Raw genomic sequence first — 24,804 nt, forward strand, 5'->3', positions numbered from 1 at the left:
GTCACCCGTTTGGCTCAGCCAGAGCGGGTAGGCTCGCTACTCCATACCCCTATCGCATCCGCCCGCACCTGCTGAGGAGTACACGAGCGATGACGCCCGGCGACAACGGCGCGAGCACGCCCGAGGACGACGACCCGTTCGGCTATCTGTACGCCGACGGCCAGGCCAGAGGAGCCCAGCCGCCGTCCGGCGGTTACGGCTACCCCAACTCGGTCAGCAGGGTGCGTGCCGTCGGCGAGCGCCAGTACGGCCAGCAGGCACCGTACGCCCAGCAGACCGCCTACGGGCAGCAGCAGCCCGCCTACGGCCAGAACGTGCCCCAGCAGGGCGCCTACGGGCAGCCGAACGCCCACTACCAGGCCCCCGAGACCCTCCCCGGCGGCGCCCCGACGAGCCGTCAGCCGGTACAGCCGGCGCCCGGTCGGCGCGGCCCCAACACCAAGGGCCTGCTGATCGGCGCGATCGCTGTGGTCGCGGCGGTCGTCATCGGCATCAGCGTGGCGATGACGGACGGCAGTTCGGACGAGAACAAGACCAACAGCCAGGCGGGCACGACCCCGACCCAGTCCCAGAGCAGCCGGCCGAGCCCGTCGAGCAGCAGCTCGGCGTCGAGCGGTGAGCTGAAGACGGACGCCGGCGCCCTCCAGCTGGCCGGCGGCGCGGCGAAGGCCACGGACGTCAAGGGCGCCCAGACCTCGGACGGCTCCTACGTGGGCGGGCTGAACCAGGCCGGTGCCTCGATCACCTGGACCGTCAACAATGTTCCCTCGGGCGGCGAATACACCCTGTTCGCGCATTTCAGCGTGCCCGGTCAGGACCAGAAGATGACGGTCAGCATCAACGGCAAGCCGTTCGCCACCGGACTGCCGCTGAAGAACTACGCGCACGCCAAGAACGGCGACTTCGTCAACGGCTGGACCACGACGTTCGTGTACCCCACCCTCAACCAGGGCGCCAACACGATCTCCATCTCCTGCCAGCCCGGCGATCAGTGCAACGCGCTGATCGACCAGCTGTGGCTCCAGAAGGGCGAGCACACGCTGAAGGGCTAGGCCCGACAGGACCTAGGACAGGGACCTAGGACAGGACCTGGGCCGCGCCGGCCACCCCGGTCACCGTCACCCGGTCCTGCAGCTCCTCGTAGGCCGCCCGGTCGAACTCGCCCGCCGTGGCGGCCCGTACGGTCGCCGCCGACAGCGCCACCGCGCGGGCCAGGCGGTCGGGCCAGGGGAGCCGGTCCGCCAGGGCCGACAGCAGGCCGGCCACCGCCGAGTCGCCCGCGCCCGTCGGGTTGCCGTGCACGGGGGCGGGCGGCGCGGCGCGCCAGCGGCCCTCGGAGGTGACGGCCAGGAGGCCGTCGGCGCCGAGGGAGGCGACCACCGCGTGGGCACCGCGCCGGCGGGCGTCCTGGGTGGCGCGCAACGGTTCGTGGGAGCCGGTCAGTTCGGACAGCTCGTCGGCGTTCGGCTTGATGATGTCGGGGCGGGCCGCCACCCCGCGGCGCAGTGGTTCGCCGCTGGTGTCCAGCAGCACCGGAACACCGTGGGCGCGGGCGCCGCGGACGAGGTTCGCGTACGCGCCCACCGGCACGCCCGGCGGCAGGCTGCCGCACAGGGCCACCGCCGAGACGCCGGGCAGCAGTTCCTCGTACCGGTCGAGGAAGGTGCCCCACTCGGCCGGCGCGACCTGCGGGCCCGGCTCGTTCAACTGGGTGGTGTCACCGGACAGTTCGTCCACGACGGCGACCGTGCGCCGGGTCGCCCCGGCGACCGGGAGCAGCGCGTCCGTCAGCCCGGGGACGCCGGCGAGACGCTCGCGGACCGCGCGCCCGGTCCCGCCGCCCACGAAGCCGGTGACCGTCACCTCGTGCCCCAGCGCGGCCAGCACCCGGGCCACGTTCACGCCCTTGCCGCCCGGCCGCTCGATGACCTCCGAGACCCGGTGCGAGGTGTGCGGCCGCAGCGACCGGACCCGGTAGGTGAGGTCGAGAGCGGTGTTCAGCGTGACCGTGAGGATCACCCGGGACGACCTCCCTCGAAGTTCCGCGCCTGCCGTCGCGCCCGTCATCGGTTTCAGGGGCTCGATCATGCCAAAGAGACGGCGGCCGGCCCAGTCGCGGGCAGGCCACCGTCACCGGAAAAGACGGGCAGATCAGGCCAGTTGCGGAGTGATCACCCACTCGCCGCGCCGCATCACGCCCTTGAGGTCGAAGTTCGCGTCGAGTACGACGAGATCGGCGTCCTTGCCCGGTTCCAGCGAGCCGATGCGGTCGGACAGGCCGAGCAGCCGGGCCGGATTGACGGACAGGGCCGTCACCGCGTCCTCGACCGACAGCCGGTCGACGCTCACCGCCCGCTTGAACGCGCGGTCCTGGGTCAGCGTGGAGCCCGCGATCGAACCGCCGTGCACCAGCCGGGCCACCCCGTCGCTGACCTCGACCTCCAGCGGACCGAGCATGTAGCGGCCGTCGCCGATGCCGGCCGCGTCCATCGCGTCCGTGATGAACGCGACCCGGTCCGCGCCCGCGTGGTGGAACGCCAGCTCCAGCGCGGCCGGGTGCAGATGGGTGCCGTCGTTGATCAGCTCGACCGTGACCCGCTCGTCCTCCAGCAGGGCCGCGATCGGGCCGGGCGTGCGGTGGCCGAGCGCGGGCATCGCGTTGAAGAGGTGGGTGGCGACCGTGGCGCCCGCGTCGATCGCCTCCACCGTCTGCTCGTACGTCGCGTCGGTGTGCCCGATCGCCGCGATCACGCCGTGCTCGGCGAGCAGCCGTACGGAGTCGACGCCGCCGGGCAGCTCGGTGGCCAGGGTGACCATCTTCGCCTTGCCGCGCGCGGCGTCGATCAGCTTGCGGACCTCGGCCGGGTCCGGGTCGCGCAGCAGTTCCTCGGAGTGCGCGCCCTTGCGGCACGGCGAGATGAACGGCCCCTCGAAGTGGATGCCGGCGATCTCCCCCTGTTCGACCAGTTCGCTCAGCAGCCCGGCCTGGCGGACCAGCAGGTCCATCTCGTCGGTCACGGTGGAGGCCACGAGGGTGGTGGTGCCGTGCGCGCGGTGCGTACGGACGGCCCTGAGGATCTCCTCGGCGCTGCCGGAGAAGGAGGCTCCGCCGCCGCCGTGGTTGTGGATGTCGACGAAGCCGGGCACCAGCCAGTGGCCGGTGAGGTCGACGACCTCGGCGCTCTCGGCGGCCGCGGCCACGATCCGCGTGCCCTCGACGCACACGCGCCCGTCGTCCACCACCGCGCCGGGCAGCACCACCCGGGCACCTGTGAGAACCAAGCTGGGAGCCATCAGGCGCCTACCTCCGGAGTCGTAGAAGTGGTGGTGGTGAGCAGGTCGCGGGCCAGCAGGCCGGCGCCCAGGCAGCCTGCGGTGTCGCCGAGGGCGGCGGGGACGATGGCGGGCAGTTTCTGGAAGGTGACCCGGCGCCGGACGGCGTCGCGCAGCGGTGAGAACAAGACTTCCCCGGCCTCGGCGAGACCGCCACCGATGATCAGCGTGCGCGGGTCCAGCAGGGTGAGCGCGGTGACCAGGCCGTCGGCCAGCGCGTCCACCGCCTCCTGCCAGACGCGGGCCGCCTTCGGGTCGCCCGAGGCCACGGCCTCGGCGCAGTCGGCCGCGTCCGCGTCCGCGTCCCCGCAGGCCGCCGCCCAGGCCTCGCTGACCGCGGCCGCGGAGGCGTACCGCTCCAGACAGCCGTGCTGGCCGCACGGGCAGGGGGTGCCGCGGGGCCGTACGACGATGTGGCCGATCTCGCCGGCGAAGCCGTGCGCGCCCGCCTCCACCCGGCCGTCGATGCCGATGGCGCCCGCGATCCCGGTGCCGAGCGGCACGAACAGGAACCGGTCGGCGCCCTTGCCCGCGCCGATCCGGCCCTCTGCGAGCCCGCCGGTGCGCACGTCGTGGCCGAGGGCGACGGGGATACCGAGCCGTTCGGCGAGCAGCGCGCGCAGCGGTACGTCCCGCCAGCCGAGGTTGGCCGCGTAGGCGGCGATGCCCCGCTCCTCGTCGACGATGCCGGGGACCGCGATGCCGGCGGCGAGTGCGGGGGCGCCGTAGTGCTCGGCGCCGTACGCGCGCAGCTCGGCCGCGAAGCCGAGGATCGTGTCGACCACCGCGCCCGGACCGCGCTCGCGGCCGGTGGCGCGGCGGGCGCGGTGGAGCAGTTCGCCGTCGCCGCCGACGAGGGCGGCCTTCATCCCGGTACCGCCCACGTCCAGGGCGATGACATGTCTCACCACGGCCCTAGTGTGGCCCTCGCACCCGCGAGAGGTCTAGTCCACTCACGTGGTGTAGACCTTATGTGTCCATATATTGAACGGTCAGACAGCAGGGTTGGGGCTTTGAGCGTGCGTCGGCGTACGGCAGGAACGATCGCGGTGGTGTCCGCACTGGGCATGACGGCGGTTCTCGGAGGCTGTGGAAGCACCGGCTCCTCGGACGTGACCCTGAGACTCGTCGCCGCCGACTACGGCGACTCCGCCGCCAACAGTTCCAAGAAGTACTGGGACGCCCTGGCCAAGGCGTACGAGGACACGCACTCCGGGGTGAAGATCGAGGTCAGCGTCTACTCCTGGAACGACGTCGACGCCAAGGTGAAGGAGATGGTCGCCGCCGGCCACGCCCCGGACCTGGCCCAGATCGGCGCCTACGCCGACTACGCGGCCGCCGGCAAGCTCTACCCGGCCTCCGACCTGCTCTCCATCCGCACCCAGGCCGACTTCCTGTCCCAGCTGTCCGACGCCGGCCAGTGGAACCACACGCAGTACGGCATACCCTTCGCCGCCTCCACGCGCGTGCTCTTCTACAACAAGACCCTGTTCGCCAAGGCCGGCATCACCCCGCCCACCACCTGGGACGAGCTGGCGGCCGACGCCAGGGCGCTCAAGGACAAGGGCGTGAAGTACCCGGTCGCGCTGCCGCTCGGGCCCGAGGAGGCCCAGGCCGAGACCATGCAGTGGCTGCTCAGCGGCGCCGGCGCCACCAGCGGCGGCAACGGCTACACCGACGACGTCGGCACCTACACCATCGACTCCGCCCAGAACGTCGACACCTTCACCTGGCTCAAGGACGACCTGGTCGGCAAGGGCCTGACCGGCCCGGTCGCGCCCGGCAAGCTCAACCGCGCGGACGCCTTCGCCGCCTTCGCCGACGGCCAGGTCGGCATGCTCAACGGGCACCCCACGCTGATCCAGCAGGCCGAGAAGAAGGGCGTGCAGTTCGGCATGGTGCCGATGCCGGGCCGCACCGGCAAGGCCCGGGCCTCGATGGGCGTCGCCGACTGGATGATGGCCTTCAAGCAGAACGGGCACCGGGACCGGATCGGCGACTTCCTGAACTTCGTGTACAGCGAGAAGAACGTCCTGGAGTTCTCGCGCGACTACGGCCTCCTCCCGGTCACCGGCTCCGCCTCGACGGCGATGAGCGACTCGGACGCGCCCGCCGACAAGGCCCTGCACCCCTTCCTGGACCAGCTGCCCACCTCCGAGCTGTATCCGGTCGGCAAGACCTCCTGGGCGGCGGTCGCCGCGGCCGTGAAGCAGAACATCGGCCAGGCCGTCGCCCCCGGCGGCAGCCCCTCCGGCGTCCTCACCCGGCTCCAGGCCACGGCCACGGCGGCCGACAGCAGCAACGCGAGCTGAGCCGGGACGGGCCGTCGGCGGCTGTCGGTGCCCGGCGCTACGGTGGCTGCCATGGAACTGGGCACCCGGGAAAAAGCCATCCTCGCCCTGGAACGCCGGGGCTTCGCGGGCCCCGGCGCCAAGGAACGAGCGATCCGCGAGGAGCTGGGCCTCGCCCCGGTGCGCTACTACCAGCTCCTCAACGCCCTCCTGGACGACGAGCGGGCCCTGGCCCACGACCCGGTGACGGTGAACCGCCTGCGCAGAATCAGGCAGTCCCACCGCTCGGACCGCTGACTTTCCGCTCCTGGGGCACGGCCCCAGGAGTGAGGGCGACCCGCGCTGGATACTGTCGCTGTATGGACCCCCTGCCGACACCGCAGACCCAGTCCGGCCGGGACGGCCTCGCCGCGTTCCTGGCGAAGCCGGCCACAGCGATCGTCGGCCTGGACTTCGACGGCACACTGGCCCCCATCGTCGCCGACCCCGAACAGGCCCGCGCCCACCCGGACGCCGTACCGGCCCTCGCCGCGCTCGCCCCGAAGGTCGCCTCCATCGCCGTGATCACCGGCCGCCCGGCCGGCGTCGCGGTCCGCTACGGCGGCTTCGCCGGCGTCCCCGGCCTGGACCACCTCACCGTCCTCGGCCACTACGGCGCCGAACGCTGGGACGCCGTCACCGGCACCGTCACCGCCCCCGCCCCGCACCCCGGGGTCGCCGCGGTCCGCGCGGAGCTGCCGGGCGTCCTGGACCGTGCCGGTGCCTGGCCCGGCACCTGGATCGAGGAGAAGGGCCGGGCCGTCGCGGTCCACACCCGCCGCGCCGCCGACCCGGAGGCCGCGTTCGAGGCCCTGCGCGGCCCCCTCACCGACCTCGCCGCCCGCCATGGGCTGATCGTCGAACCCGGCCGCCTGGTCCTGGAACTGCGCCCGCCCGGCATGGACAAGGGCGTGGCCCTCGGCGAGTACGTCCGCCGGACGGGCGCCGGCGCGGTCCTCTACGCCGGCGACGATCTCGGCGACCTGCCCGCCTACGCCGCCGTGGACAAGCTCCGCGGTGACGGGGTCCCCGGCCTGCTGGTGTGCAGCGGCAGCACGGAGGTCACGGAACTGGCGGAGCGGGCGGACGTGGTGGTCGACGGCCCGGCCGGCGTCGTGGCGCTGCTGCGGTCGCTGGCGGCCGGGATCGATCACCGCTCCAGCGCGGCCAGCTGATCAAGGAACCACTTCGCCGGCGGAAGTGCCGTCGCGGCCGCGGCCAGCCGCTTGGACCGCTCCGCCCGCTCACCCGCCGGCATGCTCAGCGCCGCGTGCAGCGCCTGTGCCGTACCCCCGATGTCGTACGGGTTCACCACGATCGCGTCCTCGCCCAGCTCCTCGTACGCCCCGGCCTCCCGGGACAGCACCAGCACGCACCCCTCGTCGGAGACGACCGGCACCTCCTTGGCGACCAGGTTCATGCCGTCCCGGATCGGATTGACCAGGGCGACGTCGGCGAGCCGGTACGCGGCGAGCGAGCGCGCGAAGTCGTCCTTGACGTGCAGCTCCACCGGACGCCAGCCGGCCGTCCCGTACCGTGAGTTGATCTCCTGCGCGACCCGCTGCACCTCGGCGGTGTAGTCCCGGTACACGGCGAGATCCTGCCGGGAGGGGTACGCGAACGCGACGTGCACCACGCGCTCGCGCCACTCGGGATGGTCGTCCAGCAGCTGCCGGTACGCCAGCAGCCCGCGCACGATGTTCTTGGACAGTTCGGTGCGGTCCACGCGGACGATCGTCTTGCGGCTCTCGCCGATCTCCTCGCGCAGCGCGGCCATCCGCTCGTCGACGTCCGGCTCGTGCGCCCGTGCGCGCAGGAAGTCCGCGTCCGCGCCGAGCCCGTGCACCCCGATCGCCGTACCGGTGGTGACCCCGGGCCCGAGCACCGCGTCACAGCAGGCCGTGAACGCCTCCGCCCAGCGCCCGGTCAGGAAGGCCGCCCGGTCCGCGCCCAGGATGCCGTGCAGCAGTTCGGCCGCGATGTCGTCGGGCAGCAGCCGGAAGTAGTCCGGCGGGGCCCACGGGGTGTGCGAGAAGTGGCCGATGCGCAGGTCGGGCCTGAGCTGCCGGAGCATCAGGGGCGCGAGGGCCAGGTGGTAGTCCTGCACGACCACCGCCGCCCCCCTGGCGGCCTCCTCGGCCAGCGCCTCGGCGAACGCCCGGTTGTAGGCCTGGTAGGACGCCCACTGCTGCCGGAACCGGGCGTCGAAGACCGGCTCCAGCGGGGTCTGGTACAGCATGTGGTGGACGAACCACAGCACCGAGTTGGCGATGCCGTTGTACGCCTCGGCGAAGACGTCCGGGTCGATGTCCAGCATCCGCACCCGCTGACCGCCGGTGTCCGCGGCCGGCAGCAGCCTGCCGTCCGCCCGCCGTACGGCCTCGCGGTCGCCGTCGCCCAGCGCGGCGCACACCCACACCGAGTCCGCGTCCGACCCGATGGCCGACAGCCCCGAGACCAGCCCGCCGCCGCCCCGCTTGGCGCGCAGCGAGCCCTCCCCCTCGTCGGGGGACACCGTGTACGAAACCGGGCCGCGATTGGACGCGACCAGCACCTCGGCACCGTGCGTGGAAGCCATGGTCCTCAACCTAGCCCAGCCCGGAAACGCTCAAACGTACGGCCACGCCGCCGTATACGACCCCGCGGCCGGTTCACGCCACCTTCCGCTCGGCATACTCCGCGATCTCCACCATCGGCGGCCGTTCCTCTGTGTCCACCGAGTAGGTGCGCGGTTCGAAGCCGTCCTCGCCCCGCTCGAACTGGGTCAGCGAGGGGCGCACCAGGTGGCCTCGGGCCAGCCGGAGCTGGGCGGTGCGGTAGATCGCCGCGGCCATCCGGCCGAGCGCCTGGCCGTCCTGGTGGCGGTGCTTGCGCACGCCGACGTCCACCTGGGCCAGCGCGTCGAGTCCCACCAGGTGCAGGGCGTCGACCAGCATGCCCAGCTCCACGCCGTAACCGACGGGGAAGGGCAGCTGTTCCAGCAGGCCGCGGCGGGCCGCGTACTCGCCGCCGAGCGGCTGCACGAACCCGGCCAGCTGCGGCCAGTGCATGTTCAGCAGCGGGCGGGCCATCAGCTCGGTGACCCGGCCGCCCTGCCCCGCGGCAGCCGGGCCCAAGGCGTGCCCGTCGGACACCGTGAGCGGGCGGTCGTACATGGCCTTGACGAGGGCCACCTCGGGGTCGGTGAGCAGCGGGCCGACGATTCCGGAGACGAAGTCCGAGGAGAACTCCCTCAGGTCCGCGTCGATGAAACAGATGATGTCCCCGGCGGTGACGAGGAGAGAGCGCCACAGGACCTCACCCTTGCCGGGGACGGCCGGAATGCGGGGCAGGATCTCGTCACGGTGAACGACCCGCGCGCCCGCGGCGGCGGCGACCTCGGAGGTGCGGTCGGTGGAGCCGGAGTCGACGACGACGATCTCGTCGACGAGCGGGACCTCTTCCACGAGGTCGCGGCGGATGGCCGTGACGATGTCGCCGACGGTCTCCTCCTCGTTGAGCGCGGGCAGCACGACGCTGATCGTCTGGCCCGTGCGCTGCTTGGCGGCCACGATCCGGTGCAGCGGGCGGTCGGTCACGGACCAGGAGCGGGTGGCCAGCCAGCGTTCGACTTCTTCCAGCACGGTCTGCGACTCCTCACTGTTCGTGATCACATGGGGTCACGGTGTGATCCATCTCGCGGTTCGGACGACTATCTCAACTGTCGTGGCCGTCGGTTACAGTCTTGAACAACGCCGATGACCATCGCATGTCGGGGGTCGCGCGCGTTCCACAACCGCATACAGCTCATCCAGAGGGGCAGAGGGAAACGGCCCGGTGAAGCCCCGGCAACCCTCCAGCCGGTCTCGTCTTTTCACAAGCGAGGCTCCCGGCTAGGGAAGGTGCCAAATCCGTCTCGCGGCGAGATGCGCCGTGAGGAAGATGAGGAGAAAGGGCCTCGCCTCCATGGCTGTGCAGACAGTTGCAAGTTCCAGCACCTCCACCGTCGACCTCGGTCCCGCCGTGGCGCTGAGCTGTCGCGAGTGCGGTCACCGTGTCCCGCTCGGCCCGGTCTTCGCGTGCGAGGAGTGTTTCGGCCCGCTGGAGGCCGCCTACGACTTCTCCGGCTACGACACCGAGGAACTGCGCCGGCGGGTCGCATCGGGCCCGGCGAACATCTGGCGGTACGCGCCCCTGCTGCCCGTCCCGGCGGACGTGGCCGACAAGCCGAACCTGAACCCCGGCTGGACCAAGCTCGTCAAGGCCGACAACCTCGCCCGCGAACTCGGCGTCACCGGCGGGCTGTTCGTGAAGGACGACTCCGGCAACCCGACGCACTCCTTCAAGGACCGCGTCGTCGCCCAGGCGCTGGAGGCCGCGCGCGCCTTCGGCTTCACCACCCTGTCCTGCTCCTCCACGGGCAACCTGGCCGGTGCCGTCGGCGCCGCCGCGGCCCGCGCCGGCTTCCGCTCCTGCGTGTTCATCCCGCACGACCTGGAGCAGGGCAAGGTCGTCATGGCCGCGGTCTACGGCGGCGAGCTGGTCGGCATCGAGGGCAACTACGACGACGTCAACCGCTTCTGCTCCGAGCTGATCGGCGACCCGGCCGGCGAGGGCTGGGGCTTCGTCAACGTCAACCTGCGGCCGTACTACGCGGAGGGCTCCAAGACCCTCGCGTACGAGATCTGCGAGCAGCTCGGCTGGCGGCTGCCCGACCAGATCGTGATCCCGATCGCCTCCGGCTCCCAGCTCACGAAGATCGACAAGGGTCTGAAGGAACTGATCGAGCTGGGCCTGGTCGAGGACAGGCCGTACAAGATCTTCGGTGCGCAGGCCGAGGGCTGCTCGCCGGTGTCCGCCGCCTTCAAGGCCGGGCACGACGTGGTCCGCCCGCAGAAGCCGAACACCATCGCCAAGTCCCTCGCCATCGGCAACCCGGCCGACGGGCCGTACGTGCTGGACATCGCGCGCCGCACCGGCGGTGCGGTGGAGGACGTGACCGACGGGGAAGTCGTCGACGCGATCAAGCTGCTGGCCCGCACCGAGGGCATCTTCGCCGAGACGGCGGGCGGTGTGACGGTCGGCGTCACCCGCAAGCTGATCAAGGACGGCGTCCTGGACCCGACGAAGACCACGGTGGTCCTCAACACCGGCGACGGCCTGAAGACGCTGGACGCCGTGGCCGGCACGGGTCTGACCGCCACCATCCGCCCGACCCTGGACTCCTTCCGAGAGGCTGGCCTCGCATGAGCGTGACCGTTCGCATCCCCACCATCCTGCGCACCTACACCGGCGGCCAGGCCGAGGTCGCCGCCGAGGGGGCGACCCTCGCCGAGGTCATCGCGGACCTGGAGAAGAACCACACCGGTATCTCCGCCCGCGTGCTGGACGACCAGGGCAAGCTGCGCCGGTTCGTCAACGTCTACGTCAACGACGACGACGTCCGCTTCGAACAGGGCCTCGAGACGGCGACCCCCGAGGGCGCCGGTGTCTCCATCATTCCGGCGGTCGCCGGCGGCTGATTGATACCCTCGGTAACCGCGGTTACCGATTGTTCATCGAATGGCCTCCTCCGTGAGAGAAACGGAGGGGGCCATTCAGTGTGATTGAGCGCGGTACAGTTGGGGAACGCGTTCCGAGCCCGAAGGTCACAGGCCCCGGATTCCTCACCGCGGGCCCGATAAGAAGCAGCCAAAGTGTGCGGGCTTTCTGCGGCTTTCGTTCCATTTTGTACAGCCCGACTTGCCCTGAATTCAGCCGAAGTTTAGGCAGATTCCGGACTGGGCTCGTCCAGATTTCTCGTCCGATTGACCTGTTGCAGACGGCAGTTGGACAGATACATTCAGCCGCGGTCGACGCGTTCCGGCGCACGCCCCCGACCAATGGGGGGTGAGGTCTGACCCGGGTCCGCGAAGTGTGGATCTGTGCAAGGGCCAGTAATAGGGGAGTTAGGCATGGCTCAGGGCACCGTCAAGTGGTTCAACGCGGAGAAGGGGTACGGCTTCATCGCGGTCGACGGTGGTGCGGACGTCTTCGTCCACTACAGCGCCATTCAGATGGACGGCTACCGCACCCTGGAAGAGGGCCAGCGGGTGGAGTTCGAGATCTCGCAGGGCCAGAAGGGCCCGCAGGCCGACATGGTTCGCCTCAGCGCCTGAACGTTTCTTGTCCGAAGGGCCCGCACCTCGCAGGGGTGCGGGCCCTTCGCCGTCCCCGGGCCTCTGTTCGCGGGCGGCTGACGGCCCCTGCCGGACGGCGAGAGGCGCTTGCACTCGACCATGCCGAGTGCTAATCATTGCGTTAGCACTCTGAAGGTGAGAGTGACAAAGAAGGACCGGGTCGGTGAGGCCCGCAGGCCATGTGGGGCAAGGAACCACAGGCCGGCGAGCCGTCCGTCGCGGGCGCGGGCGCGGTCCGAAGGAATCACCCCCAGTCCTGGAGGGACCACTTCACATGGCCAAGATCATCGCGTTCGACGAGGAGGCGCGGCGCGGCCTCGAGCGCGGCATGAACCAGCTCGCGGACGCCGTCAAGGTGACGCTCGGCCCCAAGGGTCGCAACGTCGTCCTCGAGAAGAAGTGGGGCGCCCCCACGATCACCAACGATGGTGTCTCCATCGCCAAGGAGATCGAGCTCGAGGACCCGTACGAGAAGATCGGCGCCGAGCTGGTCAAGGAAGTCGCCAAGAAGACGGACGACGTCGCCGGTGACGGTACGACCACCGCGACCGTGCTCGCCCAGGCCCTGGTCAAGGAAGGCCTGCGCAACGTCGCCGCCGGTGCCAACCCGATGGCTCTGAAGCGCGGTATCGAGAAGGCCGTCGAGGCCGTCTCCGCCGCCCTGCTGGAGCAGGCGAAGGACGTCGAGACCAAGGAGCAGATCGCCTCCACCGCGTCCATCTCCGCCGCCGACACCCAGATCGGCGAGCTGATCGCCGAGGCCATGGACAAGGTCGGCAAGGAAGGCGTCATCACCGTCGAGGAGAGCAACACCTTCGGTCTGGAGCTGGAGCTCACCGAGGGCATGCGCTTCGACAAGGGCTACATCTCCGCCTACTTCGCGACCGACATGGAGCGCATGGAGGCGTCGCTCGAGGACCCGTACATCCTCATCGCCAACTCCAAGATCGGCTCCGTCAAGGACCTGCTCCCGCTCCTGGAGAAGGTCATGCAGTCGGGCAAGCCGCTGCTGATCATCGCCGAGGACGTCGAGGGCGAGGCCCTGTCGACCCTGGTCGTCAACAAGATCCGCGGCACCTTCAAGTCCGTCGCCGTCAAGGCCCCGGGCTTCGGTGACCGCCGCAAGGCCATGCTCGGCGACATCGCCATCCTCACGGGCGGCGAGGTCATCTCCGAGGAGGTCGGCCTCAAGCTGGAGAACGCGACCCTGGACCTCCTCGGCCGCGCCCGCAAGGTCGTCATCACCAAGGACGAGACCACCATCGTCGACGGTGCCGGCTCCTCGGAGCAGGTCAACGGTCGCGTGAACCAGATCCGCGCCGAGATCGAGAACAGCGACTCGGACTACGACCGCGAGAAGCTGCAGGAGCGCCTGGCGAAGCTCGCCGGCGGTGTCGCGGTCATCAAGGCCGGCGCCGCCACCGAGGTGGAGCTGAAGGAGCGCAAGCACCGCATCGAGGACGCCGTGCGCAACGCCAAGGCGGCCGTCGAGGAGGGCATCGTCGCCGGTGGTGGCGTGGCCCTGCTGCAGGCCTCCGGTGTCTTCGAGAAGCTGGAACTCGAGGGTGACGAGGCGACCGGCGCCAACGCCGTGAAGCTCGCGCTCGAGGCCCCGCTGAAGCAGATCGCCGTCAACGGTGGTCTCGAGGGCGGCGTCGTCGTGGAGAAGGTGCGCAACCTGACCGTCGGTCACGGTCTGAACGCCGCCACCGGCGAGTACGTCGACATGATCGCCGAGGGCATCATCGACCCGGCGAAGGTGACCCGTTCCGCGCTGCAGAACGCCGCCTCCATCGCCGCGCTGTTCCTCACCACCGAGGCCGTCATCGCCGACAAGCCGGAGAAGGCCGCCGCGGCCGCTCCGGGCGGCATGCCGGGCGGTGACATGGACTTCTGATCGACCTGACGGCCGATCGCGTCCTTACCGAGGGCGGCACCCCCTGTCGTGAGGCAGGGGGTGCCGCCCTCGGGCGTTTCCGGGGTGGCGTGCATCACACAAGGGCGGACCGCGGTCCCGGAATGTGGGGCGGCGCATAGGCGGTTACTTAAAGAGCTGCAACAATGCGCGAACACATACCGGCCGGTTGGCACCCGCCGACCGCACACCACCGCACTCACGAGGAGCCCCCCACGTGACCGCCACGCCCTCCGCCTCCCGCGCGGCCCAGATCCTGTCCCGCCCGATCACGCTCAACGGCCTCACCGTCCCCAACCGGATCGTGATGGCGCCGATGACCCGGATGTTCTCCCCGGGCGGCATCCCCGGCGAGGACGTGCGCTCCTACTACGCGCGCCGCGCCGCCGCAGGTGTCGGACTGATCGTCACCGAGGGCACCTACGTCGGCCACGACTCGGCCGGTCAGAGCGACCGCGTCCCCCGCTTCCACGGCGAGGAGCAGCTGGCGGGCTGGGCGAAGGTCGCCGAGGACGTGCACGCGGCCGGCGGCACGATCGTCCCGCAGCTGTGGCACATCGGCATGGTCCGCAAGCAGGGCGACCCGCCCTTCGCCGACGCCCCGGCCGTCGGCCCCTCCGGCCTGGTCACCGCGGGCGCCGAGCCCACCGGCAAGGCGATGACCCAGCAGGACGTCGACGACGTCATCGCCGCGTTCGCCGAGGCCGCGGCCGCCGCCGAGCGCATCGGCTTCGACGGCGTGGAGCTCCACGGCGCCCACGGCTACCTCCTGGACCAGTTCCTGTGGGGCGGCACCAACACCCGCACCGACGCCTACGGCGGCGACCCGGTGGCCCGTGCGCAGTTCTCGGCGGAGATAGTCGCCGCGGTCCGCGAGGCGGTGTCCGCCGAGTTCCCGGTCATCTTCCGCTACTCGCAGTGGAAGCAGCAGGACTACACCGCCCGCCTCGCCGAGACCCCCGAGGAGCTGGAGGCCATCCTGACCCCGCTCGCCGCGGCCGGCGTCGACGTCTTCCACGCCTCCACCCGCCGCTACTGGGTGCCCGAGTTCGACGGCTCGGACCTGAACCTGGCCGGCTGGACCAAGAAGATCACCGGCAAGCAGGTCATCAGCGTGGGCTCGGTCGGCCTCGACGGCGACTTCATCAACGCCTTCCAGGGCGAGGGCTCCCCGGTCAAGGGCATCGACAACCTCCTCGACCGCCTCGAGGCCGACGAGTTCGACATGGTCGCCGTCGGCCGCGCCCTGCTGCAGGACCCGGAGTGGGCGGCCAAGGTCCTCGCCGACCGCTTCGACGAGCTGAAGCCCTACGACGCCGCCGCGGTGAAGACCCTCAGCTGACGGCTCGTACCGGGCACTTGTGATCGTCGTCGTCCGTTCCCCTGATGAGCGGTCAGGCAGTGAGCGGAAGCGAGGAGCGCGCGATGACGACGACCGAGTCCCGGACGGCCCCGGACACCGACGGCCCGGACGGCCCTGTGGTGCGCACCGCGTCCGGTGCGGTGCGCGGCCTGCGCGAGCAGGGCCTGTCGGTGTTCCGGGGCATCCCCTTCGCGGCGCCCCCCGTCGGCCCGGACCGCTTCCAGGCCCCGCGCCCGCCCCGGCCCTGGGACGGCGTCCGCGAGGCGTACGCGTTCGGCCCGCCGCCCCCGCAGGAGGCGGGCCTCCTCAGCAGGGCCAAGCTCCCCGCCGCACCCGGCGACGAATGGCTGACGGTCAACGTCTGGACCCCCGACCCGGACCCGTCCGCCGCCCGTCCGGTGATGGTGTGGCTCTACGGCGGCGCGTTCAAAGTGGGCCACGGCGGCCAGCCGGGCTACGACGCCCAGCACCTCGCCCGCGAGGGCGACGCGGTGCTCGTGAGCTTCAACTACCGCCTGGGCATGGAGGGTTTCGCCCACTGGACCGGCGCCCCCGCCAACCGGGGCCTGCTGGACCAGGTGGCGGCCCTGGAGTGGGTCCAGGAGAACATCACCGCGTTCGGCGGCGACCCGGCCCAGGTCACCGTGTTCGGCGAGTCGGCGGGCGCGGGCTGCATCGCCTCACTGCTGGCCATGCCCAGAGCCCGCGGCCTGTTCCGGCGCGCGATCGCCCAGAGCGTGCCCGGCACGTTCTTCTCCGCGGACCTGGCCCGCGACATCGCCACGGCCCTGGCGGCCGAGGCGGGCAGCCCGCCCGCGGCGGCCGACCTGGCGGCGCTGGACCCCCGGCGGCTCACCGAGGCGGGCACGGCGCTGGGCACCAAGATGCTTAGGCACACCGGCCGTTGGGGCCAGGTGGCGCCGACGGCCGTCCCCTTCGCCCCGGTGGTCGACGGCGAGATACTGCCGACGACCCCCTGGGCGGCCCTGGCCTCGGGCGCGGCACGGGACGTGGACCTCCTCGTCGGCCACAACCGCGACGAGTTCCGCCTCTTCATGGTCATGGGCGGCCTGTCCGACAAGATCACGGACGAGACGGCGGCCGGGACCCTGCGCCTGTACGCGCCGGGCGGACAGGCGGGCGAGGCGGCGTACCGAGCGGCCTTCCCGGAGGCGGACGCCGAGGGTCTCTTCGAACGCGTCCAGACGGACTGGCTGTTCGGCCAGCCGAGCCTGCGCCTGGCGGAGGCCCAGCGGACGGGCGGCGGCCGCGCCCACGTCTACGAACTGACCTGGCCCGCCCCCAGCACCATCGGCCGGCTGGGCGCCTGCCACGGCCTGGACATCCCGCTGCTCTTCGGCACGTTCGGCGCCGACCTGGGCGGCCTGCTCTTCCCCGACGGCAAACCCACCCCCGAGGCCGAGCGGCTCTCGTCCTTCATCCAGAGCGCCTGGACGGCGTACGCCCGCACCGGCGACCCGGGCTGGCCGGTGTACGACACGGAAGAGCGCCTGGTGCAGGTCCTGGACGCGGAGCCGGTAGTGGCGCCGTACCCGCAGGAGGAGAGCAGGCGCATCTGGGAGGGGTACGACTTCGCACCGCTGCCGCTGCTGCGCTGATCCCGGCGCTCTACAGATGGCCCAGGGGACCGTTCATGGGCTCGATGTCGACGCGTACGGGTGTCCCCCAGACCCGGAGGACCTCGTAGTCGGTGAACTCGTGCACGAGCCGGTAGGCCATGGCGGGCCGGGACGAGCGCCGCTGGGCGGCGAGATACGCCTCGGCCTCGCGCCGGTCCCGCCGGGGCGTGCCGCACAGCTGCCACTCCTGGCCGTTCCACGCCTCCGGCAGCCAGCGCTGCTGCGGCTGGGGCCGGTCGGCACGGACGCCGTACCGGGAGGGTGCGGTGGCGGCGGGAGCGGGTTCGCTCCTCCCGCCCTGGAATTCGGACCGGCGGGCGGCCCGGCGCCGGGTCTCGCACAGCAGACACAGATCGGGCGCGCTCTCGTCCACGGGTCCCTGCGGGTGCTCTGGGCACCGGGTGGCGGGCGCGCTGCTGCCGACGCTCTCCTCCACGAGGTCGAGCGCCCGGCGCAGATCGGCCTTGATCTCGTGCAGCCGGGCGTCCGGGGTGTCGCCGGTCAGGGCCTCCCCGTGCTCCCCGACGAGGCGCAGGGCCCGTCCGAGGGCGGTGAGCTGGGCGTGGTTCATGATCAGTCCGCGTAGTCCTTGAGTTCCTCGGTGTCGAGTGTGATGCCGACCGGGGGTGGCAGTTCGACGGTAGCGCCCCAGGGGTAGGACGGGGACTGCTGGTAGCGGCCGTCCTTGGGTTCGCTGTAGACGACGAGCGTGTCGTTGTCCCGGTCGATGAGGAGGTAGACGGGGATACCGGCCTCGGCGTAACCACGGACCTTGTCGATGCGGTCGCGTCGGTCGGTGTCACGGTCACGAGAGGTGACTTCCAGGACCATGAGGACACCGTCGGGATCCGCCCAGTCTCCTTCCTGGGCGATGAAGTGGTTGAACGGTGCCAGGGCACCGTCTGCGCAGGCGTGCCCTTTGCGGTAGGCGCCGACCCTGAGGCCTTGCTCGGGATAGAGAGCCAATTCCGGGCGCAACTGCATGAACAGCCGGAGGAGCCACATGACGATGCCCCGGTGACGCTGGTCCGGCATCGGCTTGACCTCTAGCTTTCCGTCGATGAGTTCGAGCTTGACGCCCTCGGGAGCCTTGCGAGCCAGGTCCTCGAAGTCCTCGGGCGAAATTCGGTCGCCCTTCACGTACAGCCGCCCGTTGATGAATTCGAGCTGCACGTTCTTCGGTGCCCTGCGGGCAAGCTCCTCGAAGTCCTCGGCGGACATCTGCGGGCGTTGGGCGGTGCTGGGGGTCATGGCGTCGCCTCCTCCCCTCCATCGTGCCCCGGGGCGTTGTCGTTGGACCGGAGGAGCGGTCATACGGATGCCCTTTCTCGTCGTCCTTGGGAGATCGCAGCACGCATCTCAGCTGCGTAGGAGTGGATTGCAGACGGGGAGAGGGGCGCATTGGAGTGGGCCTGATCCGACGGGAGCGCACCCCGGCACGCCCGGCACAGCCCGCCCGGCAGTGCCTCCGGCCGCCCCGGCACACCGCACTCCGCGCACTCCAGGATCCGGCGGGGCGGGCGGGGTGGCTGACGTACGGGTTCGGGTGGGAGCTTGCTGGTCAGGCGGCTGCGGACCAGCGCGGCCGGGTGGTGGACGGGGCTGGGCAGGCCGGCGGTCAGGGCGTGGAGTACGGCCTCGTCGGTGGCGCCTCGCGCGAACCACTCCGCCACCAGCGGGGCGAGTTCCGCGCAGTCGGCGGCGGAGAGGGACAGGACCGGGGCCGTACGCCCCAGGGCGGCGAGGAGGATGTGGGCGCGGGAGCGGGTCGGGGCCGGGCTGGCTCGGGCCGCCGGTGGCGGCTCCGGCTGCGGTACGTCGCCGCGCGCGAACGTCGCCCACCAGCCGTCGTCACGTGCGGTACGGGACCACCACGATCGGGTGATCCAACGCGAGCCGCCCGAGTCCGTCTCCAGCCGCTCCCGGCCCCGCCGTAAGTGCCCTGCCTTCTGCAGGCGGTTGAGGGCCGTGCCGAGGGCGCACTGCCCGTACGGCAGCACCTTGGCCAGCGTCTTCACGGAGATGTCGGCGCCGTCGGGGAGGCGGTCGAGGTAGGACGCGATGGCTGCTTCGCGGGCGGGGAGGTGGGCGAAGTCGTGGTTCGTCCGGGGGCGTTGTCCGGGCACCGAACGCTTGCCGTAGCCAGGGTTGGCCATCGGGTGCGGGGCAGGGTGCGCAGAGGTGGGGGCGACACTAAAGTTGGCGTCAGCCATGGGATCGAATTCGTCCTTCGATCTTGTAGGTCAGGCCCCCGCACCGGTGTTGGCGCACCAGCGGGGGCCGTTTGCTTATGGCCGCACGTTAGAGGCATGTGACGCTGCGTTGCAAGCCGAACGCGTCAGGTCAACACGCAGGGTGGGAGGGCGGGTTGAGGCCCGCCTCCCATTCCTTGAAAAGGGCGCTCGGACCTGGGAACTCGGGGCTTGAGCTTCGGGCGGTCACTTGAGGGACGCGGTGAAGGAAGCCCAGGCGGCCGAGCTGAAGAAGAGCTTTGAGCCTCGGGGGTTCTTCGAGTCCCGGACGGGGACGAGGGCCGGGAAGTCGTGAGTGACCTCCAGGCAGTCCCCGCCGCTGCCACCGCTGTAACTGGACTTCTGCCAGATCGCCGCGTCCAGGTCGTACTCAGAGATGTTCCTCATGTGCGTAATCCTGCGCCATGCCCTCGATCCGGGCCAGGGAGATCTCGCGGGAGAGCGCGGAGGCCGTGAGGAGTTCGTAGGTGAACCGTTGGTGCCGGACGACGGCCGGGTCGTCCTCCAGTCGTCCGGTGCCGACTCCCTCGAAGTACACCAGCGGAGGGGCGCCGTCGAAGTCCATCAGCTTGATGGAACCCTCCATCGCCGCATGCGCCCCTGCGTCGAACGGCAGCACCTGCACGATGACACGCCCCTGGCGGATCAGACCCGCGATGTGACCCAATGCCTCCGCCATCACCTCCGGCCCGCCCGTCACTCGATGCAGTGCCGCCTCGTCAACCACCGCCCACAACAACGGCTCTGTTGGATCGTCGAGGATGCGGGCGCGCTCCACTCGAGCCGCCACCAGTTCCTCAATCACCTGCTCCGGTGCCGTCGGCTGATAGGCCCGGCACACGGCCCGTGCGTACGCAGCCGTCTGGAGCAGCCCCGGGATGAGAAGCGGGGTGTACTGTCTGATCGCCGTAGCGTGCGCTTCCGCCTCCGCCGCCTCCGAAAAGTGCTCCGGATACTTCGACTTCGCCACAGCCCGGCAGTTCCGCTGGAAGAAGTCCCCCGTCCCCAGCACCTCGTCCAGCAGCCGCGCGTACTCCGGCTGCATCCGCCGCGTACCCGACTCCAGCTGCCCGATGAACGACCCGCTCACGAACAGCCGTTGGCCCAGCTCCTCCTGGCTCAGCCCGGCCTTCTCGCGGGCGTGGCGTAACTCGGCGCCCAGAAAGGCTCGTGGTGATGACGACGGATCGAGGTCCTTCGGTCCCGGCATGGCCACTCCCTGTTCCACAGTCGAGCTTGTTGGGATGCCGTATCTGGCCAGGTTAGCCACGTGTCGACCACTCTGTGTAGCAAATCCGGAACTCACCGTGGAGGCAGAAAGATGCTGCGCAGCACCGAGGAGATCGTGGAGTCGTTGCGGGGTGCGCTCGCCGGGGTCGGGGTCGTGTTGCCGTCCCTGTGCGTCGACCCGGTGACCGGTGCCAGTGACGAGCCGTTTGCGCTGGTCGACCTGGGGCGCTGCAATGTCCGTACCGCCGAGCGGCTGACGGACGTGCTGAGGACGATGCCCGTCGGCGAGGAGCTGCGGGTCAAAGTGCGACAGGTGAACCGGGAGAGGCGCAACCGTTGAGCGGACTGATAGAGGCCCTGCACCGTTTCAACGCCGCCCACCCCTGGGACCACAACGCGCACTACCACCCTTGGCTGCTGCGGCGGTTGCCGCGCAGGGTCGGCCGTGCGCTGGACGTGGGGTGCGGCAGCGGGGACCTGGTGCGGCGGCTCGCCGGGCGGGCGGAGTCGGTCGTAGGGGTGGACGCCGATCCGGGGATCGTGGAGCGGGCGCGGGAGCTGACGGCTCCGGGCGCCCCCGTCACGTACACCCTCGCCTCCGCCCCGCGCGGTCTGCCGCCCGGCCCGTACGACGTCATCACCTGTGTCGCCGTGCTCCACCACCTCCCCCTCGCCGAGACCCTCACCCGGTTCCGGGAGGAGCTGGCGCCCGGCGGCACCCTCGTGGTCGTCGGCTGTGCGCGGGAAGAAGGGCCTGCCGATCGCGCGCTCTCGCTGGTCTCCCTCTTGCTCAACCCGCTCACGGGGTGGGTGAAGAACCGGGGGCGGTCCACCGCACAGCGGCCCGTGTCCATGACCGCCCCCGTCCGTGAACCGGAGCCGACCTTCACCGAGATCGGGCGCGAGGCCCGCCGGATTCTTCCCGGGGTCCGCCTGAGGCGCGGTCTCTTCTGGCGCTACACCCTGGTCTGGCGCGCCCCCTGAGCCCCCGTAACTCCCGCGTGTTCATTCAGCGGTGGGCGTGGGAGCCCTGGTGGCCCCGGGGGCCCTGGTGGATCAGGCTGCCCTCCCCGCACGCGGGGGCGGTGTCGCGCAGCGGCAGCGGCGAGACCTCCTTGAGGACCGGGACCACGGCGAGGTCGTCGGCGCACTTCGCGGTGCCGGAGATGGTCCAGTTGCCGGTGTCGTGGACGGCGGGAGGGGCGACGGGGCGGGCGTGGGCGGGGGCGGCCAGGACGGCGGCGGAGGCGGCGGAGAGGGCGGCCGTGGTCAGGAGCTTCATCTTCGTCATGCCTGGGGAACGACCGGCCACGGCCGTGCGTCACGCGGCGGCGGCCGGTGGGTTGCGGCGCGGCAGGCCGAAGAGGTACGTCGCCGCGAAGCCCACCGCGTAACCGGTGAGCAGGCCGCCGGCGTAGATCGCCGTCGCCGCTCCCGGGCCCCTGTTGCCCGTCAGCAGCGGGAACAGGGCCCAGCCCGAGGGGCCGATCGCCGTCGCGCCCACCTTGGTGCCGAGCATCGCGAAGAAGCCGACGAACGCCCCGCCCGCCGCCCCGCCCGCGCAGGCCGTCAGGAAGGGGCGGCCGAGCGGCAGGCAGACGCCGTAGATCAGGGGTTCGCCCACGCCCAGCAGGCCTGCCGGGAGGGCCGACTTGATCGTCGTACGCAGGGACGTGTCGTGGCGCAGGCGGACGTAGAGCGCGAGCGCCGCGCCCACCTGGCCCGCGCCCGCCATCGCCAGCAGCGGGAGCAGGACCGTGTAGCCCTGCTGCTCGATCAGGGTGGTGTGGATGGGGATGAGGGCCTGGTGCAGGCCCAGCATGACCAGGGGGAGGAAGAGTCCGCCCAGGAGGAGGCCGGCACCCGCCCCGGCCGTGCTCAGGAGCCAGTTCGCCGCCGCGCCGATCGCCGTCGCCACCGCGCCGGCCGCGTACATCAGGCCGTACAGCGTCACCAGGCCGGGGACGAGGACCGTGAGCGTGGGGGTGAGCAGGACGTCCAGCGGACCGGGGACCCGGCCCCGTACCCACTTCTCCACGCGGGTCGCCAGCAGCGCTGCCGCCAGCGCGCCGAGCACTCCGCCCTGCCCCGGTGCCAGGTGCGCCCCGAACGCCGTCACCTTCGCCACGCCCGGGTACACCACCACGGCCGCGACCGCCCCGCCGAGCACGGGGGTGCCGCCGAACTCGCGTGCCGTGTTGATGCCGACGAACACCGCGATCAGGGCGAGGAAGGCGGAGGCGACGGCGGACAGGGCGGGGGCCAGGCCGGGCAGCCAGCCGGCGTTCAGCAGCAGGCCGCCGAGGCCGGAGAGGATGCCGCAGCCGATCAGGGCGGGGATGAGCGGGACGAAGACGTTCGCCACCCGGCGCAGGGCGGCCTTGAGGGGCCTGCCCTCCGAGGGCTCCTCAGGCGGGCGGGCGGTGACCCGCCGGGCCACCTCCTCCGTGACCTCCTCGACCACCCCGGGGCCGAGCACGATCTGCCAGCTCTGTCCGGCGGAGACCAGGCCCAGCACGCCGGGCAGCGCCCGCAGGTCCTGCTCGTCGGCCGCCGCCGGGTCGGCGAGGGTCAGCCGCAGGCGGGTCATGCAGTGGGTCACGGAGGTGACGTTGGCCGGGCCGCCGACCCGGGCGAGGACGGCGGTCGCGGTGGAGGCGGGGTCGATGCGCACGCCCCGAGCGTGCGGGTCAGCGCGGCGCGTGCGCCAGCGCGGCACGCAGATGGCCGCCGGACTCCTCCAGAAGGCGGGTGGCCGTCGGGCCGTCGACGCCGGCGAGGAGGGAGAGGATCGCGTTCTTCACCTCGCCGCCGGACTCGGCGAGGGCCCGCTCGATCTCGTCGTCGCCCGCGCCCGTGGCGAGGGAGACGATCCGGCGGGAGCGGGCGCGGAGCTTGTCGTTCGAGGCGCGGACGTCGACCATCAGGTTTCCGTAGGTCTTGCCGAGGCGGATCATCGTGATCGTCGAGAGCATGTTCAGGACCAGCTTCTGCGCCGTGCCGGCCTTCAGGCGCGTCGAGCCGGTGATCAGCTCGGGGCCCACGACCACCTCGATGCCGTGCTCGGCCGCCGCCGCGAGCGCGCTGTGCTCGTTGCAGGCCAGGCCGATCGTCAGCGCGCCCACCGTCCGGGCGTGCTCGACGGCGCCGATGGCGTAGGGGGTGCGGCCGGAGGCGGAGATGCCGACGACGGTGTCGTGGGCCGTGAGCTTCAGCGCGTCCAGGTCCTGGCGGGCCAGCTCCTTGGAGTCCTCGGCGCCCTCCACCGAGGTGACCATGGCGGTCGGACCGCCCGCGATCAGGCCGACGACCTGGGCGGGGTCGGTGTTGAAGGTGGGCGGGCACTCGGAGGCGTCCAGGACGCCGAGCCGTCCGGCGGTACCGGCACCGGCGTAGACCAGCCGGCCGCCGCGGGCCATCCGCTCGGCCATGGCGTCGATGGCGGCGGAGATCTGGGGAAGGCGCCGGGCGACCGCGGTCGGCACGGCGGCGTCCTCGCCGTTCATCAGGCGGGCGATGTCGAGGGTGGGGAGGCGGTCGATCTCGGCGAGTTCGGGACGGAAGGCCTCGGTGGTCAGCGAGGCCAGCTGGCTGCGCAGGTCATGGGAGGTCATGGGGGACGGCTCTCTCAGGTTCGGGTTCGCGTGCTGTACTCACCTGGGACTGGTGCGATGCCGGTGAGCCAGGGCCTCGTACGACGCGGCCAGCGCGGGCGCCGCCGTCTCGTACGTCCGCTGGGCCACTCCCACGAACAGGCAGTCCACCACGAGCAGTTGACTGGTCCGCGAGGACATCGCGGCCGGTCGCAGCTCGCTCTCCCGTGAGGTGGACGTGGGCAGTACGTGGTCGGCGTACTGGGTGACCGGCGCGTTCGGCCGGCCGGTGATGGCCACGGTCGTGGCCCCGTGCTCGAACGCGACCCGCAACGGCTCGATGACGTCCCCCGTCGTGCCGGAGTGGGTGATCGCGATCGCCACGTCGCCCGAGCGGAGCTGCACCGCGTTGGTCACCGCGAGGTGCGGGTCGCTGTGGGCGTGGGCTATGAGGCCTATGCGCAGGAGCTTCTGGGTGAGGTCCTGGGCGACGAGGCCGGAGGCGCCGATGCCGTAGACATCGGTGCGGCGGGCGCCGGCCAGTGCGGTGACGGCGGCGCCCAGCTGGACCGTGTCGAGTCCGGCGGCGGTGTCGGCGAGGGTCTGCTGCTCCTCGTAGGCCAGCTTGGTGACGACGTCGGCGATGGAGTCGTCCACCGCGATGTCGGTCGTGATGGCCGGTGCCCGGCCCGACTGCTGCTGCGCGGCCAGCCCGGCGAGGGCGAGGCGCAGGTCCCGATAGCCCGGGTAGCCGAGCAGGCGGGCGGTGCGCACGACCGTGGCCTCGCTGGTGCCGGTCAGTTCGGCGAGGCCGGTGACCGTGAGGGCGGCGCAGCCGGCCGGGTCGTTCGCGACGGCCTCGGCGACGCGCTGCATGGACCGGGTCATGGAAGGAGCCAGGGTGCGCACCTTCGCGGCGAGGGAGCCGCCCGGACTGCCGAAAATTTCCTTCACGTCCTGGGTCACATGTGAAAGATATTTTCGGTTCGG

The 24,804-nt window shown here is 71.5% G+C and carries 25 protein-coding genes, 1 pseudogene and 1 riboswitch; of the genes and pseudogenes, 12 read left to right on the plus strand and 14 right to left on the minus strand.

The features are described from left to right. Positions 1-89: 89 nt before the first annotated feature. Positions 90-1,052 (plus strand): CBM35 domain-containing protein, encoded by a 963-nt coding sequence (locus tag A6P39_RS23310; RefSeq protein ID WP_067053606.1) that lies wholly within the window; start codon positions 90-92, stop codon positions 1,050-1,052. A gap of 25 nt (positions 1,053-1,077) precedes the next feature. Here A6P39_RS23310 and A6P39_RS23315 read toward each other — a convergent pair whose 3' ends face one another. The 3 genes from A6P39_RS23315 to A6P39_RS23325 all read right to left on the minus strand — a co-directional run bounded on the left by A6P39_RS23315 (position 1,078) and on the right by A6P39_RS23325 (position 4,241). Next, a complete protein-coding gene (locus A6P39_RS23315) occupies positions 1,078-2,019 on the minus strand; it encodes a 1-phosphofructokinase family hexose kinase (RefSeq protein WP_067053604.1) in 942 nt (313 codons plus the stop codon). A gap of 132 nt (positions 2,020-2,151) precedes the next feature. Next, positions 2,152-3,294, minus strand: coding sequence for an N-acetylglucosamine-6-phosphate deacetylase (gene nagA / locus A6P39_RS23320; protein ID WP_067053602.1), 1,143 nt, complete (start codon positions 3,292-3,294; stop codon positions 2,152-2,154). After that, positions 3,294-4,241, minus strand: coding sequence for an ROK family protein (locus A6P39_RS23325; protein WP_199840978.1), 948 nt, complete (start codon positions 4,239-4,241; stop codon positions 3,294-3,296). The genes nagA and A6P39_RS23325 overlap by 1 nt, the downstream gene beginning before the upstream one ends. A gap of 111 nt (positions 4,242-4,352) precedes the next feature. Between A6P39_RS23325 and A6P39_RS23330 the strand changes: the two genes are divergently transcribed. From A6P39_RS23330 to otsB, 3 genes are all read left to right on the plus strand, one after another. Beyond that, entirely contained in the window at positions 4,353-5,645 is a 1,293-nt protein-coding gene (locus A6P39_RS23330) for an ABC transporter substrate-binding protein (RefSeq protein ID WP_443053071.1), read from the plus strand. Positions 5,646-5,696: 51 nt separating this feature from the next. Continuing rightward, a complete protein-coding gene (locus A6P39_RS23335; RefSeq protein ID WP_067053597.1) occupies positions 5,697-5,921 on the plus strand; it encodes a DUF3263 domain-containing protein in 225 nt (74 codons plus the stop codon). 62 nt (positions 5,922-5,983) lie between these two features. After that, entirely contained in the window at positions 5,984-6,838 is an 855-nt protein-coding gene (otsB, locus tag A6P39_RS23340) for a trehalose-phosphatase (protein WP_067053595.1), read from the plus strand. Here the strand turns inward: otsB and A6P39_RS23345 are convergent. After that, positions 6,814-8,241: an alpha,alpha-trehalose-phosphate synthase (UDP-forming) gene (locus tag A6P39_RS23345; protein ID WP_067053593.1), complete on the minus strand. Its 1,428-nt coding sequence runs from the start codon at positions 8,239-8,241 to the stop codon at positions 6,814-6,816. The genes otsB and A6P39_RS23345 overlap by 25 nt on opposite strands. Positions 8,242-8,314: 73 nt before the next feature. Further along, positions 8,315-9,286, minus strand: a complete 972-nt coding sequence (locus tag A6P39_RS23350; protein ID WP_067053675.1) for a glucosyl-3-phosphoglycerate synthase — start codon at positions 9,284-9,286, stop codon at positions 8,315-8,317. Between the two features lie 160 nt (positions 9,287-9,446). Next, positions 9,447-9,591, plus strand: a riboswitch (SAM riboswitch). A gap of 17 nt (positions 9,592-9,608) precedes the next feature. On the opposite strand from A6P39_RS23350, the gene thrC reads away from it, so the two are divergent. From thrC to A6P39_RS23380, 6 genes are all read left to right on the plus strand, one after another. After that, on the plus strand, positions 9,609-10,892 hold the full coding sequence (thrC, locus tag A6P39_RS23355; protein ID WP_067053591.1) for a threonine synthase: 1,284 nt from the start codon (positions 9,609-9,611) through the stop codon (positions 10,890-10,892). Continuing rightward, positions 10,889-11,164 carry a MoaD/ThiS family protein gene (locus A6P39_RS23360; protein WP_067053588.1) on the plus strand — a complete coding sequence of 92 codons (276 nt, stop codon included), beginning with the start codon at positions 10,889-10,891 and terminating at the stop codon, positions 11,162-11,164. The genes thrC and A6P39_RS23360 overlap by 4 nt, the downstream gene beginning before the upstream one ends. A gap of 432 nt (positions 11,165-11,596) precedes the next feature. Continuing rightward, complete coding sequence (locus tag A6P39_RS23365; RefSeq protein ID WP_004929928.1) at positions 11,597-11,800, plus strand: cold-shock protein; 204 nt, start codon at positions 11,597-11,599, stop codon at positions 11,798-11,800. Between the two features lie 295 nt (positions 11,801-12,095). Next, complete coding sequence (gene groL, locus A6P39_RS23370) at positions 12,096-13,718, plus strand: chaperonin GroEL (protein ID WP_067053586.1); 1,623 nt, start codon at positions 12,096-12,098, stop codon at positions 13,716-13,718. A 235-nt stretch (positions 13,719-13,953) separates the two neighbouring features. Beyond that, positions 13,954-15,078: an NADH:flavin oxidoreductase gene (locus A6P39_RS23375; protein ID WP_067053584.1), complete on the plus strand. Its 1,125-nt coding sequence runs from the start codon at positions 13,954-13,956 to the stop codon at positions 15,076-15,078. Between the two features lie 83 nt (positions 15,079-15,161). Continuing rightward, positions 15,162-16,718 (plus strand): carboxylesterase/lipase family protein, encoded by a 1,557-nt coding sequence (locus A6P39_RS23380; protein WP_067053582.1) that lies wholly within the window; start codon positions 15,162-15,164, stop codon positions 16,716-16,718. Positions 16,719-16,728: 10 nt separating this feature from the next. Here A6P39_RS23380 and A6P39_RS23385 read toward each other — a convergent pair whose 3' ends face one another. From A6P39_RS23385 to A6P39_RS23405, 5 genes are all read right to left on the minus strand, one after another. Then, positions 16,729-17,310, minus strand: coding sequence for a hypothetical protein (locus A6P39_RS23385; RefSeq protein ID WP_067053580.1), 582 nt, complete (start codon positions 17,308-17,310; stop codon positions 16,729-16,731). Between the two features lie 2 nt (positions 17,311-17,312). After that, a complete protein-coding gene (locus A6P39_RS23390; RefSeq protein WP_079133718.1) occupies positions 17,313-17,990 on the minus strand; it encodes a Uma2 family endonuclease in 678 nt (225 codons plus the stop codon). A 59-nt stretch (positions 17,991-18,049) separates the two neighbouring features. Then, on the minus strand, positions 18,050-18,895 hold the full coding sequence (locus A6P39_RS23395; protein ID WP_067053578.1) for a hypothetical protein: 846 nt from the start codon (positions 18,893-18,895) through the stop codon (positions 18,050-18,052). Positions 18,896-19,177: 282 nt separating this feature from the next. After that, positions 19,178-19,378, minus strand: coding sequence for a DUF397 domain-containing protein (locus A6P39_RS23400; RefSeq protein ID WP_067053577.1), 201 nt, complete (start codon positions 19,376-19,378; stop codon positions 19,178-19,180). Then, a complete protein-coding gene (locus A6P39_RS23405) occupies positions 19,362-20,201 on the minus strand; it encodes a helix-turn-helix domain-containing protein (protein ID WP_067053671.1) in 840 nt (279 codons plus the stop codon). Before A6P39_RS23405 ends, A6P39_RS23400 begins: the two co-directional genes overlap by 17 nt. Before the next feature lie 114 nt (positions 20,202-20,315). Here A6P39_RS23405 and A6P39_RS23410 point away from each other — a divergent pair. Both A6P39_RS23410 and A6P39_RS23415 read left to right on the plus strand, forming a co-directional pair. Then, positions 20,316-20,507, plus strand: a pseudogene (locus tag A6P39_RS23410) (hypothetical protein); the annotation flags it as partial. A 50-nt stretch (positions 20,508-20,557) separates the two neighbouring features. Beyond that, entirely contained in the window at positions 20,558-21,205 is a 648-nt protein-coding gene (locus A6P39_RS23415; RefSeq protein WP_067053575.1) for a class I SAM-dependent methyltransferase, read from the plus strand. 25 nt (positions 21,206-21,230) lie between these two features. Here the strand turns inward: A6P39_RS23415 and A6P39_RS23420 are convergent, their stop codons facing one another. Genes A6P39_RS23420 through A6P39_RS23435 form a run of 4 tightly spaced genes read right to left on the minus strand, consistent with a single transcriptional unit; the run spans position 21,231 to position 24,780 of the window. Continuing rightward, positions 21,231-21,512, minus strand: a complete 282-nt coding sequence (locus A6P39_RS23420; RefSeq protein ID WP_067053573.1) for a hypothetical protein — start codon at positions 21,510-21,512, stop codon at positions 21,231-21,233. Between the two features lie 30 nt (positions 21,513-21,542). After that, positions 21,543-22,895 carry a PTS transporter subunit EIIC gene (locus A6P39_RS23425; RefSeq protein WP_067053669.1) on the minus strand — a complete coding sequence of 451 codons (1,353 nt, stop codon included), beginning with the start codon at positions 22,893-22,895 and terminating at the stop codon, positions 21,543-21,545. A 16-nt stretch (positions 22,896-22,911) separates the two neighbouring features. Continuing rightward, positions 22,912-23,835 (minus strand): N-acetylmuramic acid 6-phosphate etherase, encoded by a 924-nt coding sequence (gene murQ / locus A6P39_RS23430; protein WP_067053571.1) that lies wholly within the window; start codon positions 23,833-23,835, stop codon positions 22,912-22,914. Between the two features lie 39 nt (positions 23,836-23,874). Beyond that, complete coding sequence (locus A6P39_RS23435) at positions 23,875-24,780, minus strand: MurR/RpiR family transcriptional regulator (protein ID WP_067053569.1); 906 nt, start codon at positions 24,778-24,780, stop codon at positions 23,875-23,877. Positions 24,781-24,804: the final 24 nt, after the last annotated feature.

Origin of the sequence: Streptomyces sp. FXJ1.172 (genome assembly GCF_001636945.3) — a bacterium.
Lineage (GTDB): Bacteria > Actinomycetota > Actinomycetes > Streptomycetales > Streptomycetaceae > Streptomyces.

What these genes read in the sequence shown, in the direction of transcription:
- A6P39_RS23310 (WP_067053606.1), top strand. Translation starts at nt 90, where the DNA reads ATGACGCCCGGCGACAACGGCGCGAGCACGCCCGAGGACGACGACCCG.
- nagA (WP_067053602.1), bottom strand. Translation starts at nt 3,294, where the DNA reads ATGGCTCCCAGCTTGGTTCTCACAGGTGCCCGGGTGGTGCTGCCCGGC.
- A6P39_RS23335 (WP_067053597.1), top strand. Translation starts at nt 5,697, where the DNA reads ATGGAACTGGGCACCCGGGAAAAAGCCATCCTCGCCCTGGAACGCCGG.
- otsB (WP_067053595.1), top strand. Translation starts at nt 5,984, where the DNA reads ATGGACCCCCTGCCGACACCGCAGACCCAGTCCGGCCGGGACGGCCTC.
- A6P39_RS23345 (WP_067053593.1), bottom strand. Translation starts at nt 8,241, where the DNA reads ATGGCTTCCACGCACGGTGCCGAGGTGCTGGTCGCGTCCAATCGCGGC.
- thrC (WP_067053591.1), top strand. Translation starts at nt 9,609, where the DNA reads ATGGCTGTGCAGACAGTTGCAAGTTCCAGCACCTCCACCGTCGACCTC.
- A6P39_RS23360 (WP_067053588.1), top strand. Translation starts at nt 10,889, where the DNA reads ATGAGCGTGACCGTTCGCATCCCCACCATCCTGCGCACCTACACCGGC.
- A6P39_RS23365 (WP_004929928.1), top strand. Translation starts at nt 11,597, where the DNA reads ATGGCTCAGGGCACCGTCAAGTGGTTCAACGCGGAGAAGGGGTACGGC.
- groL (WP_067053586.1), top strand. Translation starts at nt 12,096, where the DNA reads ATGGCCAAGATCATCGCGTTCGACGAGGAGGCGCGGCGCGGCCTCGAG.
- A6P39_RS23380 (WP_067053582.1), top strand. Translation starts at nt 15,162, where the DNA reads ATGACGACGACCGAGTCCCGGACGGCCCCGGACACCGACGGCCCGGAC.
- A6P39_RS23385 (WP_067053580.1), bottom strand. Translation starts at nt 17,310, where the DNA reads ATGAACCACGCCCAGCTCACCGCCCTCGGACGGGCCCTGCGCCTCGTC.
- A6P39_RS23390 (WP_079133718.1), bottom strand. Translation starts at nt 17,990, where the DNA reads ATGACCCCCAGCACCGCCCAACGCCCGCAGATGTCCGCCGAGGACTTC.
- A6P39_RS23395 (WP_067053578.1), bottom strand. Translation starts at nt 18,895, where the DNA reads ATGGCCAACCCTGGCTACGGCAAGCGTTCGGTGCCCGGACAACGCCCC.
- A6P39_RS23400 (WP_067053577.1), bottom strand. Translation starts at nt 19,378, where the DNA reads ATGAGGAACATCTCTGAGTACGACCTGGACGCGGCGATCTGGCAGAAG.
- A6P39_RS23405 (WP_067053671.1), bottom strand. Translation starts at nt 20,201, where the DNA reads ATGCCGGGACCGAAGGACCTCGATCCGTCGTCATCACCACGAGCCTTT.
- A6P39_RS23420 (WP_067053573.1), bottom strand. Translation starts at nt 21,512, where the DNA reads ATGACGAAGATGAAGCTCCTGACCACGGCCGCCCTCTCCGCCGCCTCC.
- murQ (WP_067053571.1), bottom strand. Translation starts at nt 23,835, where the DNA reads ATGACCTCCCATGACCTGCGCAGCCAGCTGGCCTCGCTGACCACCGAG.